The sequence below is a fragment of the Rahnella sp. R3(2024) genome, from assembly GCF_042920125.1.
In the GTDB taxonomy this organism is placed as follows: Bacteria; Pseudomonadota; Gammaproteobacteria; order Enterobacterales; family Enterobacteriaceae; genus Rahnella; species Rahnella rivi.
Genome location: NZ_JBHGBU010000001.1, coordinates 958,719 through 972,048 on the forward strand (window position 1 = coordinate 958,719; position 13,330 = coordinate 972,048).

12 protein-coding genes are annotated in these 13,330 nt (G+C 54.4%); 8 read left to right on the plus strand and 4 right to left on the minus strand.

The genetic code is table 11. The features are described from left to right. Positions 1 to 66: 66 nt before the first annotated feature. Entirely contained in the window at positions 67 to 696 is a 630-nt protein-coding gene (locus tag ABSH60_RS04190; protein ID WP_136377195.1) for an RpoE-regulated lipoprotein, read from the minus strand. 157 nt (positions 697 to 853) lie between these two features. Continuing rightward, a complete protein-coding gene (locus ABSH60_RS04195; RefSeq protein WP_122097446.1) occupies positions 854 to 1,297 on the minus strand; it encodes a DUF2919 domain-containing protein in 444 nt (147 codons plus the stop codon). Positions 1,298 to 1,467: 170 nt separating this feature from the next. Here ABSH60_RS04195 and ABSH60_RS04200 point away from each other — a divergent pair, with 170 nt between their 5' ends. Beyond that, positions 1,468 to 1,866 (plus strand): YgiW/YdeI family stress tolerance OB fold protein, encoded by a 399-nt coding sequence (locus ABSH60_RS04200; protein WP_056781648.1) that lies wholly within the window; start codon positions 1,468 to 1,470, stop codon positions 1,864 to 1,866. A 77-nt stretch (positions 1,867 to 1,943) separates the two neighbouring features. Here the strand turns inward: ABSH60_RS04200 and ABSH60_RS04205 are convergent, their stop codons facing one another. Next, entirely contained in the window at positions 1,944 to 2,369 is a 426-nt protein-coding gene (locus tag ABSH60_RS04205; protein WP_056781138.1) for a GNAT family acetyltransferase, read from the minus strand. A 289-nt stretch (positions 2,370 to 2,658) separates the two neighbouring features. Here ABSH60_RS04205 and amiA point away from each other — a divergent pair, with 289 nt between their 5' ends. From amiA to ABSH60_RS04225, 4 genes are all read left to right on the plus strand, one after another. Then, positions 2,659 to 3,543 (plus strand): N-acetylmuramoyl-L-alanine amidase AmiA, encoded by an 885-nt coding sequence (amiA, locus tag ABSH60_RS04210; RefSeq protein ID WP_056781140.1) that lies wholly within the window; start codon positions 2,659 to 2,661, stop codon positions 3,541 to 3,543. Between the two features lie 140 nt (positions 3,544 to 3,683). Further along, positions 3,684 to 4,679 carry an oxygen-dependent coproporphyrinogen oxidase gene (hemF, locus tag ABSH60_RS04215; protein ID WP_217204598.1) on the plus strand — a complete coding sequence of 332 codons (996 nt, stop codon included), beginning with the start codon at positions 3,684 to 3,686 and terminating at the stop codon, positions 4,677 to 4,679. Further along, positions 4,663 to 5,112, plus strand: a complete 450-nt coding sequence (locus ABSH60_RS04220) for a YaiI/YqxD family protein (protein WP_056781148.1) — start codon at positions 4,663 to 4,665, stop codon at positions 5,110 to 5,112. Before hemF ends, ABSH60_RS04220 begins: the two co-directional genes overlap by 17 nt. Before the next feature lie 47 nt (positions 5,113 to 5,159). After that, positions 5,160 to 6,107, plus strand: a complete 948-nt coding sequence (locus ABSH60_RS04225) for a nucleoside hydrolase (protein WP_056781151.1) — start codon at positions 5,160 to 5,162, stop codon at positions 6,105 to 6,107. 59 nt (positions 6,108 to 6,166) lie between these two features. Here ABSH60_RS04225 and maeB read toward each other — a convergent pair whose 3' ends face one another. Then, positions 6,167 to 8,446, minus strand: coding sequence for an NADP-dependent oxaloacetate-decarboxylating malate dehydrogenase (gene maeB / locus ABSH60_RS04230; RefSeq protein ID WP_056781154.1), 2,280 nt, complete (start codon positions 8,444 to 8,446; stop codon positions 6,167 to 6,169). A 381-nt stretch (positions 8,447 to 8,827) separates the two neighbouring features. On the opposite strand from maeB, the gene tal reads away from it, so the two are divergent. The 3 genes from tal to yegD all read left to right on the plus strand — a co-directional run bounded on the left by tal (position 8,828) and on the right by yegD (position 13,329). Then, positions 8,828 to 9,778 (plus strand): transaldolase, encoded by a 951-nt coding sequence (gene tal, locus ABSH60_RS04235; RefSeq protein ID WP_136374777.1) that lies wholly within the window; start codon positions 8,828 to 8,830, stop codon positions 9,776 to 9,778. Positions 9,779 to 9,840: 62 nt separating this feature from the next. After that, the gene (gene tkt / locus ABSH60_RS04240; protein WP_390972829.1) at positions 9,841 to 11,835 is read left to right on the plus strand and encodes a transketolase; all 1,995 of its coding nucleotides are present in this window, start codon (positions 9,841 to 9,843) and stop codon (positions 11,833 to 11,835) included. A 141-nt stretch (positions 11,836 to 11,976) separates the two neighbouring features. Continuing rightward, complete coding sequence (gene yegD / locus ABSH60_RS04245; RefSeq protein ID WP_390972831.1) at positions 11,977 to 13,329, plus strand: molecular chaperone; 1,353 nt, start codon at positions 11,977 to 11,979, stop codon at positions 13,327 to 13,329. Position 13,330 lies beyond the last annotated feature (1 nt).

The following is a 13,330-nucleotide window of genomic DNA, read 5'->3' on the forward strand; positions in this document are numbered from 1 at the left end:
AAAATGCCTTGCGCGAAGGCAAGGCATTACGTCGTTTTTAAACGAAGACAGAAGCGGTTTACGTGCTTACTGCGCGGCAGTTGCCTGAGCAGGATCCGCCCGCCAGATGATTTTGCTGACTTTCCAGTCTTTCAGCGAATCGTCCGATGGCATCAGTGAATCCGGACCGTGCCAGATCCCGCTGAACACGTAAGTCACGTGAGCACTTTGCGGGGCTTTGCACTCGATACTCTGCGCATCGTCACCTTCGCCTTTCACACAGACATCAAAGGCTTTGGTATACAGATCGCTAAAGGAAGTGCCTATTTTAACGCCCCATTCGCTTTCGACTTTGGCGTCTGTCACATCAACCCGCCGCACAGTGCCTTTCGGCTCGCCGCTGATCGACATTTTCACGTCTTTGCCATCCATCGCCTGGAAGAAACTGAGCATTTTACCGTTGCTCATCGACATACCACTGCGCAGCGTGTAATCCCCGTCCAGCGCCTCTTTGATCGCATCTTCAGTCAGCGGCGTGCTGGCGGTGATATCACCGACACCTTTTTCAGACACCGTCAGGCTGCTGCCGAACCAGTTCAGAGGATTCATGGATGACCAGGAAATGCCCGGCATCGACATATTCGATATCGACGAACAGCCCGTGAGGATCAAAGGAAGCGCCAGCAACATCGGGCGAACCCGTAAGCGAACAGTCATTCAGTGTACTCCTTGGCTCCCCGTTTCCGTTGGCCGGTGCGGCCTGACGGACAAACCGGCAGCATAATGAGGGATAATTAACTTTTATACAGCCTGCGGCTGCTTTTAGCGTTCAGCGCCAGTTCGAGTGCTTTCTTTCCGAAAAAGTTCAATGACGTCACGCCAGACGGCGCGCCGCATCAAAACAGGCTCGCAGACGACGGCTCAGCAGCCAGTAGGCCAGCGCGGCGGCGTCGAGCAACGCCAGCGCAATATCCACGCCGGAAATCAGATCGTTACTTTGCCAAAGCCCGAGCGCCTGCAAAGCAAACGTCACAAACATGCCCGCCAGCAACAGCCAGTAACCCGCCTGCCAGATGCGCGGCCATAAATGACGGCGACCGCTGAGCAGAAACACCAGCGCCGGGGGCAGCCCCAGCAACATACCGGACCAGAAACTCTGACGATCGGGATAAAAAAGGGACAGTAAATCATTGCCCTGCTGCCGCGATGCACCCGCCATGACAAACAACAGCCAGGTTCGCGCCTGTAACATCAAAATCGTCCAAAACCACAGCGGCAGGCGCAACATTCCGTGGTCGTTATAATCATCCGGGTTCATAAAAGAGGACAACGTTCCTGCGAATTAAGTGAAATTAAACAATAATCAGAGCATCTTAAGAAACCGTTAAGAACAGTCTGCTTTACTGTACCTCAACGCGGCAACACATCGCAAAGATGCCATAGTTGCTGACACACACCAGAAAAGTTAATTAAGGAAGACCTATTATGATGAAGAAAATCACTCTGGCAGCCCTCATCGCACTGAGTTCAGCGTCCGTTTATGCCCAGCAAACCGGCGGTTTTAACGGCCCTTCCGCTCAGGAAGCGCAAACCCAGCCAGCGGCACAGGGCGGCTTTACCGGCACCACCGCACTGAGCACCGTAAAAGATGCTCAAACCATGAAAGACGATCAATGGATTATGCTGGAAGGTTTTATCGATCAGCGTATCGACCATGATAAATACATTTTCCGCGACAACACCGGTACCCTCAATGTAGAAATTGACGGCAAACGCTGGCAGGGACAGAACGTGTCACCAAAAGACAAAATCCGCATTGAAGGTAAAGTCGATAAAGACTGGAACTCAGTGGAAGTGGACGTCAAAAGCGTAAAAGTGATCAAGTAATCACACCCGGCGTTTAAACGTAAAAAGCCCCGACGGCCATCGCCTGTCGGGGCTTTTTTAATTTATGCAGACCCGGCTTAATATTCCTGATCTTCGATAAGCCGTTTACCCAGCAGCAGCGTATCTGAAATCTCGTAGCCGAGTTTTTCATACATGCTGACCACCGCGTCATTTTCAGCACGCACCATTAAATTGATTTTTGGGCAGCCACGGGCAATCAGTTTCTTTTCCAGCCGGTTCACCAGCGCATTAGCAATCCCGCGCCCGCGATAATCCGGGTGTACGCCAAGATAGCCCACCGAACCACGATGGCCGTCATAGCCCCCCATCAGCGTGCCGACCACTTCCCCGCCGACTTCGGCCACCAGGAAAAACTCCGGGCTGTGGTTAATCTTGCGCTCAATATCCAGTTCCGGATCATTCCACGGACGCAGCAGATCACAGCGCTCCCACAAGGTCAGTACTTCTTCGAAATCTTCTTGCCGGTATACGCGAATTTCCATCACTGTCGCCACTGTTGTGTTAATAAGGGGAAAGAGGTTTCTATAATTATCGCGTGATCTGCTTGATACGCAACATCAAAATCAAAAATCGTGCATTTTATAAGCGTTTTTTCTCTGGCCGTTTGTGAGCACGTCAGTTCATGAATCATTAATTTGAGATATATTTGTCCGGCAATATATTAATTCGCGACACAAAATTCATAAACAGTAATAGTTCTCAGATCGAAACTATAAAAAAGATACTCTATAACATAGGGCATTCTGCTTTTTTTATGACGGTAATGGACTGATGTTAAACCCCCTGAACAAATTTCTGCATTTCCAGCCTCTGCCCGCTTCCGCTACCCGTCGCCAGCTCCTGTTATCCGGCCTGGGTTTAGCCATTGCCGCCTTTGGTTCCCGTTCTGCCAGCGCAGCGCAGCAGGAACACATCACCAAATCTGCTCCGGCGCCGAAACCGCCGGGTTCGAAAAAGCTGGTGATGATCGACCCTGGCCACGGCGGGATCGATTCCGGTGCCGTCGGCCATGAAGGATCGGAAGAGAAACATGTGGTGCTGGAGATTGCCAACTATGTGCGCGAAATCCTTGGCGCGCAGAGCCATATTGAGGTCAGGCTGACGCGAGATTCCGACCACTTTATCCCGCTGTATCAGCGTGTTGAGCTGGCGCATCAGCATCAGGCCGATCTGTTCGTTTCAATTCACGCCGATGGTTACACCAGCCCGAGCGCTTCCGGCGCGTCAGTGTTTGCACTTTCTAACCGGGGTGCCAGCAGCGCGATGGCGCGATACATGTCCAAAAAAGAGAACGACGCCGATTTGGTCGCCGGGGCGAAATATGCCAAAGAAGACAACAATTACCTGCAGCAGGTGCTGTTTGACCTGGTGCAAACCGACACCATCAAAAACAGCCTGACACTCGGCCACCATGTGCTCGACAGAATCCGCCCTATTCACCATTTACACAGTCAGCAGACGGAGCAGGCCGCTTTTGCCGTGCTGAAATCGCCGTCGATTCCCTCGATTTTGGTAGAAACGTCTTTCATCACCAACCATCAGGAAGAGCAACTGCTGAGCACCACCGCGTTTCGTAAAGAGATTGCACAGGCGATTTCGCAGGGGATCATCAACTTCTTCAGCTATTTCGATGCCAATGAGCGTAAACCACGATAATCTTCATTCTTCAGGCTGCACATGCCCTGGCGGCTCTGACTCCTGCGAATTACGGACAGTGCCGCCTTCCTGCAACTCGAATGATTTTGGGTATATAATAGCGTCCACTTTTCTCTCATTCAGCGCCCGCAAGGCGCTGAATGTCTTTTCAGTCAACGTCTGCGAGTTTGCCTGTGAGCCAATCGATTCCCGACATTCAGCAAGTTAAAACCTTCCTGCTTTCACTGCAGGAGCACATCACTCAGCAACTGGCTGCCGCCGACGGTCAGGGCCAGTTCGCCGAAGATCAGTGGGTGCGTGAAGAAGGCGGCGGCGGCCAGAGCCGGGTGTTAACGAATGGCGCAGTCTTCGAACAGGCTGGCGTTAATTTTTCCCACGTCTCCGGCGCCATGCTCCCCGCTTCCGCCACCGCGCACCGCCCCGAGCTCGCAGGGCGCAGCTTTCAGGCGATGGGCGTTTCTCTGGTGATTCATCCGCTGAATCCTTATGTCCCGACCAGCCACGCGAACGTGCGTTTCTTCATTGCCGAAAAAGCCGGTGAAGCCCCGGTATGGTGGTTCGGCGGCGGGTTTGACCTCACCCCTTATTACGGATTTGAAGAAGACGCCCGCCACTGGCATCTCACGGCGCAACAGCTGTGCCAGCCATTTGGTGACGACGTCTATCCGAAATACAAAAAATGGTGCGACGACTACTTCTTTATTAAACACCGCAATGAGGCGCGCGGCATCGGCGGCCTGTTCTTTGACGACCTCAATACCCCGGATTTCGCCACCAGCTTTGACTTTATGCAGGCTGTGGGCAACGGTTTCACCGACGCTTATCTGCCCATTGTTGAAAAGCGCAAATTGCTGCCGTGGGGCGAACGTGAGCGCCAGTTCCAGCTCTATCGCCGTGGCCGCTATGTCGAATTCAATCTGGTGTGGGATCGCGGAACGCTGTTTGGCCTGCAAACCGGTGGCCGTACGGAGTCGATTCTGATGTCAATGCCGCCGCTGGTCCGCTGGGAATACGGCTATCAGCCTGAAGCCGGCAGCCCGGAAGCGGCGCTGTACAGTGATTTCCTGCCGCCACGCGACTGGCTGAATCTGCACGCTGATCTTACGGGGAGCGACACTGATGCAAATCTGGGTTGATGCCGATGCCTGTCCGAATGTCATCAAGGACGTCCTGTTCCGTGCCGCCGAACGAACCGGCATGATGGTGACGTTAGTGGCTAACCAAATCATCCGCACGCCGCCGTCAAAATTCCTGCGCACCCTGCGCGTTGAGGCGGGCTTTGACGTGGCGGATAACGAAATTGTGAAGCGCACTGAGCCGGGAGATTTAGTGATCACCGCCGACATCCCGCTGGCCGCCGAAGTCATCGAGAAAGGCGGCGTGGCGCTCAACCCGCGCGGCGAGCGCTACACCACCGAAACCATTAAAGAGCGCCTGAATATGCGTGATTTTATGGACACCATGCGCGCCAGCGGCGTGCAAACCGGCGGACCGCCCGCGCTCAATCAGCGCGACCGCCAGCAATTCGCCAATGAACTGGATAAGTGGCTGCAACAAGCTAAAAAATAATCCGGTCAGGCAAAACGACGTATCCCTACACTTTAAAGGAATAAAACATGGTCAAAAAGATCATCCTGGATTGCGATCCGGGGCATGACGATGCCATTGCCATGCTGCTGGCACACGGTAATCCGGAAATCGAACTGCTGGCAGTCACCACCGTAGTCGGTAACCAGACGCTGGAAAAAGTCACCCGTAACGCCCTTGCCGTGGCGCGGGTGATTAACCTGACCGGCGTGCCCTTTGCCGCAGGTGCCACTCGTCCGCTGGTGCGTCAGGTGGAAATCGCCGACGAAATCCACGGCGATTCTGGTCTGGATGGCCCGGTATTGCCGGAAGCGGCCATCACGCTGGAACCCGTTCACGCCATCGATCTGATCATTGATTTGATCATGTCGCATCCGCCAAAAACCATCACGCTGGTGCCTACCGGCGGCCTGACCAACATCGCCATGGCGGTACGCAAAGAACCGCGCATTGCTGAACGCGTCAAAGAAGTCGTGCTGATGGGCGGCGGTTATCACGTCGGTAACTGGAGTGCCGTCGCGGAGTTCAACATCAAAATCGACCCGGAAGCCGCGCATATCGTCTTCAACGAGAAATGGCCGCTGACCATGGTCGGACTGGATCTCACTCATCAGGCGCTGGCAACGCCGGAAGTCGCGGCGCGTATCGCCGCCGTCGGCACGCAACCGGCAAAATTTGTGGGCGAGCTGCTCGATTTCTTCGGATTAAGTTACAAAGATCGTCAGGGGTTTGATTCCCCGCCGGTTCATGACCCCTGCGCCGTCGCTTACGTCATTGATCCGAACGTAATGACCGTACGCAAAGTGCCGGTGGATATTGAACTGACCGGCACATTGACGCTTGGCATGACAGTGGCTGATTTCCGCGCCCCGCCGCCGCCGGACTGCCATACACAAGTGGCGGTAAAATTGGATCATCAGCGTTTCTGGGATCTGATCGTCGATGCGCTCGAACGCATCGGCGAAGTCAAATACTGAGGCCGCGGGCAGACGTCACGGGCATCCTGCTGATGCCCGTTTTCGTCAGGATCCCCGCGTTATAAAGGTTCGGTTTGCGCCTCTACCACGGCCAGCGCCACCATATTCACAATACGGCGTACCGAGGCAATGGGCGTGAGAATGTGCACCGGTTTTGATACCCCCATCAGCACCGGCCCGACGGTCACCCCTTCCGAACTGGACACCCGCAACAGGTTGTAGCTGATGCGGGCTGATTCCATATTCGGCATGATCAAAATATTGGCCGCCCCTTTCAGCGGGCTGTCCGGCATGATGTCCTGACGAATGCTTTCCACCAGCGCAGCGTCACCGTGCATCTCACCATCGATTTCGAGATCCGGCTCGCGCGCGTTTACCAGCTCCAGCGTCCTGCGCATTTTAAGCGCCGCCGGGCTGTCCGACGTGCCGAAACTGGAATGGGATAACAGCGCCACTTTCGGCTCGATACCAAAACGCCGCACCGTTTCTGCCGCCATCAGGGTAATTTCCGCCAGCTGTTCTGCGGTCGGGTCATCATTGACATAGGTATCCGCAATAAAGGTATTGCCGCTCGGCAACAGCAAGGCATTCATTGCTCCGGCAACGTGGGTGCCTTCGCGAAAACCAAACACCTTTTCCACGATATCGTAATGTTCATGGTAGGTACCGACCGTGCCGCAAATCATCGCATCAGCTTCACCGCGCAGCAGCATAATCGCCGCAATAAGGGTCGGATTGCCGATCACCGCCCGCCGGGCCTGCTCCTGCGAGACGCCGCGTCGTTTCATGCGGTCATAGTATTCACGCCAATACTCGTTAAAACGCGGATCGGATTCGTTATTGACCACTTCGAAATCTTTGCCCGCTTCGAGTTGCAGACCGAGTTTCTTGATGCGCATTTCAATCACGCTCGGTCGCCCGACCAGAATCGGTTTCGCCAGCCCGAGAGTGATCAGTTCCTGCGTGGCCTGCAAAACGCGCTCCTCTTCACCTTCGGCCATGACCACCCGCTTCGCTTCTTTTTTGGCCTGCGAGAAAATCGGTTTCATAAACAAATTGGTTTTATAAACGAACTCCGAAAGCTTCTCGACGTAGGCATCGAAATCCAGAATGGGCCGCGTGGCGACACCAGAATCCATCGCCGCCTTAGCCACCGCCGGGGCAATTTTCACGATCAATCGCGGATCAAAAGGCTTAGGAATGATGTAGTCAGGGCCGAACGACAGCTCCTCTTCACCGTAGGCCGAAGCCACTACATCGCTTTGCTCGGCCATTGCCAGATCGGCGATCGCATGCACACAGGCCAGCTTCATTTCTTCATTGATGGTCGTTGCGCCAACGTCCAGCGCCCCGCGAAAAATAAACGGGAAACACAGAACATTGTTCACCTGATTAGGGTAGTCAGACCGGCCGGTGCAGATAATGGCATCAGGGCGGACGGCCTTTGCCAGCGGCGGCAAAATCTCCGGTTCCGGATTAGCGAGCGCCAGGATCAGCGGATCTTTTGCCATGGTTTTCACCATGTCCTGCGTCAGCACACCAGGCCCGGAACAACCGAGGAAAATATCCGCTTGCGGGATAGCGTCCGCCAGCGTGCGCTGGCCGTTGTCTTCGATGGCATACACCGCTTTGGTTTCAGCCATGTTCTCTTCACGGCCTTGATAAATCACGCCGCGGGAATCACAGGCCGTAATGTTGTGGCGCTTCAGCCCCAGCGCCACCAGTAAATTCAGACAGGCAATAGCCGATGCTCCTGCACCCGACACCACCAGCCGTACATCTGAAATATTTTTCCCGACCACGCGCAAACCATTCAGAACAGCGGCGGTACAGATGATCGCGGTGCCATGCTGATCGTCGTGGAACACCGGAATATTCATGCGCTCGCGCAGTTTCTTCTCGATGTAAAAACACTCCGGCGCTTTGATATCTTCAAGATTGATGCCGCCAAACGTTGGCTCCAGCGCGGCAATGACGTCGATTAACCGGTCGGGATCCAACTCATCCACTTCGATATCAAACACATCTATACCAGCGAATTTTTTAAATAATACGCCCTTGCCTTCCATCACAGGTTTACCCGCCAGCGCACCAATATTGCCGAGGCCAAGCACCGCCGTGCCGTTAGAAATCACGGCCACCAGATTTCCCTTAGCCGTGTATTTGTATGCCGCCAGCGGATCTTTTTGAATTTCGAGACAAGGCGCGGCCACGCCCGGCGAGTACGCCAGCGCCAGATCCCGCTGTGTGGCGAGCGGTTTTGTCGGGGAAACCTGAATCTTTCCGGGCACCGGGAATTCGTGGAAATCGAGCGCACTTTGCTTGAGTTGTTCGTCCATCGTAGGGTCCTTTTCTGTTTCTTATTTTTTTCAGGGGTACAGAGCAAGGGAAGCCGCAACATCCGGTTTTCCCGCACAACAGTATAGATAACCTGCCACGACACAGGCCGAAGCACGACCAAAAGTTGTGCGTTACATTGATTACTTTTCGTTCGCGGAAGACGTCTCGCAAAATTCAACTAAGCTTAAGGTTCCCCCTTGCGCAACTCAGGTTGAAAGCTCAGCCTTGCGTAGGCTTTTGCTTTTTCATTGCTCTGACCCATTACAACAATCAGAAAAAGCGTATTCATATTGTTAACAGAATGATGCAGGGTAGACCCCCTGTGAAAAAGAGTCGCACGACCTGTTGCTGTATCGTTTTTTAGCTAAGGAGATGTAGAGATGAACCAGTTAGACGCCCTCAAAAAGCTAACTACCGTGGTTGCCGACAGCGGTGACATTGAATCTATCCGTCATTTCGAACCGCAGGATGCCACCACCAATCCATCCTTAATCCTGAAAGCCGCCGACCTCCCGCAGTATCAGAATTTGATCAAAGACGCGGTGGACTACGCCCGCAAACAAGGTGGCAGCAAAGAAGATCAGGTGATCAACGCCACGGACAAACTGGCGGTCAATATCGGTGTCGAAATCCTCAAAAGCGTGCCCGGTCGCATCTCGACAGAAGTGGATGCGCGTATGTCTTTTGACAGCGAAAAATGCCTCGCGAAAGCCCGCAAACTCATCGGCTTATATCAGGAACAGGGGATCGATAAATCCCGTATTCTGATCAAACTGGCCTCTACGTGGGAAGGCATTAAGGCCGCCGAAGAACTGGAAAAAGAAGGCATCAACTGTAACCTGACGCTGTTGTTCTCCTTTGCTCAGGCACGCGCCTGCGCCGAAGCCGGTGTCTACCTGATTTCTCCGTTCGTTGGCCGCATTTATGACTGGTACAAAGCCAAAGATCCTGACGCCACCTATGACGTAGAAAAAGATCCGGGCGTGAAATCTGTCCGTGAGATCTACACATACTACAAATCACACGGCTACGAGACGGTGATCATGGGTGCCAGCTTCCGTAAAGTTGAACAAATTCTGGCACTGGCGGGCTGCGACCGCCTGACCATTTCACCGGCCCTGCTGGAAGAGCTGAAAGCCAGCGAGGCACCGGTGGAACGTAAGCTGCAAGCGTCATCGCAGGGCAGCAAACAGCCTGCACCGCTGACTCAGGCAGAATTCCTCTGGGAGCATCATCAGGACGCCATGGCCGTTGAGAAACTGGCTGAAGGTATCCGCCTGTTCGCCGTCGATCAGCAGAAACTCGAAGACATGCTTTCTGCTCAACTGTAATTCCACTCACTGTTATTTCAATGGCCGTTGACCTGTTCAGCGGCCATTCACCGGAGAAAAATATGCCTTCTCGTAGAGAACTCGCGAACGCTATCCGTGCGTTAAGCATGGATGCGGTGCAGAAAGCCAATTCCGGCCACCCAGGCGCTCCCATGGGGATGGCGGATATCGCCGAAGTGTTGTGGCGCGATTACATGAATCACAACCCGACCAACCCGCACTGGGCAGACCGCGATCGCTTCGTGCTGTCCAACGGTCACGGCTCCATGCTGATATACAGCCTGCTGCACCTCACCGGTTATGATCTGCCGATGAAAGAGCTGGAGAATTTCCGCCAGCTGCACTCCAAAACACCGGGCCACCCGGAATATGGCTATACGCCGGGCGTTGAAACGACCACCGGCCCGTTGGGTCAGGGCATCGCCAATGCCGTGGGTTTTGCGATTGCAGAACGCACGCTGGCCGCACAGTTCAACCGTGAAAACCACGACATTGTTAACCATCACACTTATGCCTTTATGGGCGACGGTTGCATGATGGAAGGGATTTCCCACGAAGCCTGCTCGCTGGCTGGCACCATGAAACTCGGTAAACTGACCGCGTTTTATGATGACAACGGCATTTCTATCGACGGCCATGTTGAAGGCTGGTTCACCGATGACACGGCCAAACGTTTCGAAGCCTACGGCTGGCACGTGATCCGCGGTGTCGATGGTCAGAATGCTGACGCCATCAAAGCAGCCATCGAAGAATCCCACAAAGTGACCGACAGACCTTCCCTGTTACTGTGCAAAACAGTCATCGGTTTTGGTTCACCTAATAAAGCCGGTACGCATGATGCGCACGGTGCTGCGCTGGGTGTGGATGAAGTGGCTGCCACCCGTAAAGCGCTGGGCTGGAACTACCCTGCCTTTGAAATTCCGCAGGATATTTATGCTGCCTGGGATGCCAAAGAAGCGGGTAAAGCGAAAGAAAAAGCCTGGGATGAAAAGTTCGCCGCCTATGCCAGTGCTTACCCTGATCTGGCGAAAGAATTCAAACGTCGCGTGAACGGTGAGCTGCCTGAAAACTGGGAAGCTGACGCACAGAAATTCATTGAAGGTTTGCAGGCCGCCCCGGCCAATATTGCCAGCCGTAAAGCTTCACAAAATACGCTGGAAGCATTCGGTAAAATCTTACCTGAATTCCTCGGCGGCTCCGCTGACCTTGCCCCAAGCAACCTGACCATGTGGTCCGGCTCGAAATCCCTGGGCGATGATCTGGCCGGTAACTACATTCACTACGGCGTACGTGAGTTCGGCATGACGGCAATCTCCAACGGCATCGCGCTGCACGGCGGTTTCCTGCCTTATTCAGCCACTTTCCTGATGTTCGTTGAGTACGCCCGTAATGCGGTACGAATGGCATCGCTGATGAAGATCCGCAACGTGTTCGTTTACACCCATGATTCCATCGGTCTGGGCGAAGACGGCCCGACGCACCAGCCGGTCGAGCAAATGGCCAGCCTGCGCGTCACCCCCAACATGAGTCTGTGGCGTCCGGCCGATCAGGTCGAGTCGGCGATTGCGTGGAAATATGCCATCGAGCGTAACGACGGCCCGGCTGCACTGATTTTCTCCCGTCAGAACTTGACCCAGCAACCGCGTACACAGGAGCAACTGGCTAACGTGGCGCGCGGCGGTTATGTGCTGAAAGATTGCCAGGGCACACCTGACGTCATCCTGATTGCCACCGGCTCTGAAGTGGGTATCACGGTTGAAGCCGCAGACAAGCTTGCCGCAGCAGGCACGAAAGTGCGCGTGGTTTCCATGCCGTCCACTGACGTGTATGACAAACAGGACACGGCATACCGCGAATCGGTGCTGCCAAATGAAGTCACGGCACGCCTGGCGGTTGAAGCAGGTATTGCGGATTACTGGTACAAATACGTCGGCCTTAATGGCGGCGTGGTTGGCATGACCAGCTTCGGCGAATCAGCCCCTGCTGAACAGTTGTTCAAAGAGTTCGGCTTTACGGTCGATAACGTTGTCGCGAAAGCACAGGCGTTACTGAAATAAAATCAGGCCGTTTTTATTCCCTCTCCGTGAAAAGAGAGGGAATAATTCATACTAAAAATCTCAAAACATGACCCCTTCCTGCTTGATGAAAGTCGCCCGCTCCGGTAAAGTCCCGCCCCTTCTTTGGCATGGGGAACAGTAATGTTTATTGGATTTGACTACGGTACAGCGAATTGCTCCGTTGCGGTGATGCGCGACAATAACGCCCACCTGCTGGCGTTAGAAAATAACGATCCTTATTTACCCTCCATGCTGTGTGCACCATCGCGTGAAGCGGTCAGCGAATGGCTGAACCGTCACGGACAGGTGCCGACAGGCAGTGATGAAAATCTGGCGCTGCTGCGCCGCAGTGTCAGTTTTAACCGTGAGGAAGATATTCCGGTTAACGCCAACAGCGTTCACTTTGGTTTGCAGGCGCTGGCAACGTATATGGAAGATCCGGAAGAGGTTTATTTTGTCCGCTCTCCGAAATCCTTCCTTGGCGCAAACGGCCTGAAACCACAGCAAATTGCACTGTTCGAAGATCTGGTCTGCGCCATGATGTTCCACATCAAGCGTCAGGCAGAATCTATCCTGCAAGAGACGATTCATCAGACCGTCATTGGCCGGCCAATTAACTTCCAGGGCATGGGCGGAGATGACGCAAACCGTCAGGCGCAGGGTATTTTGCAACGCGCCGCAGAACGTGCCGGTTTCCGTGATATCGCTTTCCAGTTTGAGCCGGTCGCTGCCGGTCTGGATTTTGAAGCCACGCTGACTGAAGAGAAAACGGTGCTGGTCGTCGATATCGGCGGCGGAACCACGGACTGCTCGGTGTTGCTGATGGGCCCGCAATGGCGTGATAAAGCAGAACGCCAGAACAGCCTGCTCGGCCACAGCGGTTGCCGCGTTGGCGGTAACGATCTGGATATTATGACGGCGTTCAAACAACTGACGCCTCAGTTCGGCATGGGCAGCGAAACCCAAAAAGGCACGGCGATCCCTGCGCTGCCTTACTGGAATGCGGTAGCGACAAATGATGTCCCGGCGCAGCTGGATTTTTACAGCGTCGCCAATGGCCGCATGTTGCGTGACTTGATCCGTGACGCCGCGCAGCCGGAGCTGATTAAGCGCCTGCTGAAAGTCCAGCAACAGCGCCTGAGCTATCGTCTGGTGCGTGCGGCGGAAGAGAGCAAGATAGCGCTTTCACAACGCGAGAACGTCACGGCCGCCATGGACTTCATCGAATCCGGTCTGGCAGAAACCATCAGCCAGCAGCAACTGAGCGAAGCCATTGCACAGCCGCTGGAGCGCATTCAGGAACAGGTCAATCTCGCGCTGGCAAGCAGCGAAATAAAACCGGACGTGATTTATCTGACCGGTGGCAGTGCGCGTTCTCCGCTTCTGCGCGCGGCATTGCAGGCGCAGTTGCCGGGTATTCCGCTGGTGGGTGGCAATGATTTCGGCTCGGTGACCGCCGGTCTGGCTCGCTGGGCACAAACGCTGTTCCGTTAAT

Coding starts and splice junctions, on each gene's coding strand:
- ABSH60_RS04190 (WP_136377195.1), bottom strand. CDS start 696: ATGACTGTTCGCTTACGGGTTCGCCCGATGTTGCTGGCGCTTCCTTTG.
- ABSH60_RS04195 (WP_122097446.1), bottom strand. CDS start 1,297: ATGAACCCGGATGATTATAACGACCACGGAATGTTGCGCCTGCCGCTG.
- ABSH60_RS04200 (WP_056781648.1), top strand. CDS start 1,468: ATGAAGAAAATCACTCTGGCAGCCCTCATCGCACTGAGTTCAGCGTCC.
- ABSH60_RS04205 (WP_056781138.1), bottom strand. CDS start 2,369: ATGGAAATTCGCGTATACCGGCAAGAAGATTTCGAAGAAGTACTGACC.
- amiA (WP_056781140.1), top strand. CDS start 2,659: ATGTTAAACCCCCTGAACAAATTTCTGCATTTCCAGCCTCTGCCCGCT.
- hemF (WP_217204598.1), top strand. CDS start 3,684: ATGTCTTTTCAGTCAACGTCTGCGAGTTTGCCTGTGAGCCAATCGATT.
- ABSH60_RS04220 (WP_056781148.1), top strand. CDS start 4,663: ATGCAAATCTGGGTTGATGCCGATGCCTGTCCGAATGTCATCAAGGAC.
- ABSH60_RS04225 (WP_056781151.1), top strand. CDS start 5,160: ATGGTCAAAAAGATCATCCTGGATTGCGATCCGGGGCATGACGATGCC.
- maeB (WP_056781154.1), bottom strand. CDS start 8,446: ATGGACGAACAACTCAAGCAAAGTGCGCTCGATTTCCACGAATTCCCG.
- tal (WP_136374777.1), top strand. CDS start 8,828: ATGAACCAGTTAGACGCCCTCAAAAAGCTAACTACCGTGGTTGCCGAC.
- tkt (WP_390972829.1), top strand. CDS start 9,841: ATGCCTTCTCGTAGAGAACTCGCGAACGCTATCCGTGCGTTAAGCATG.
- yegD (WP_390972831.1), top strand. CDS start 11,977: ATGTTTATTGGATTTGACTACGGTACAGCGAATTGCTCCGTTGCGGTG.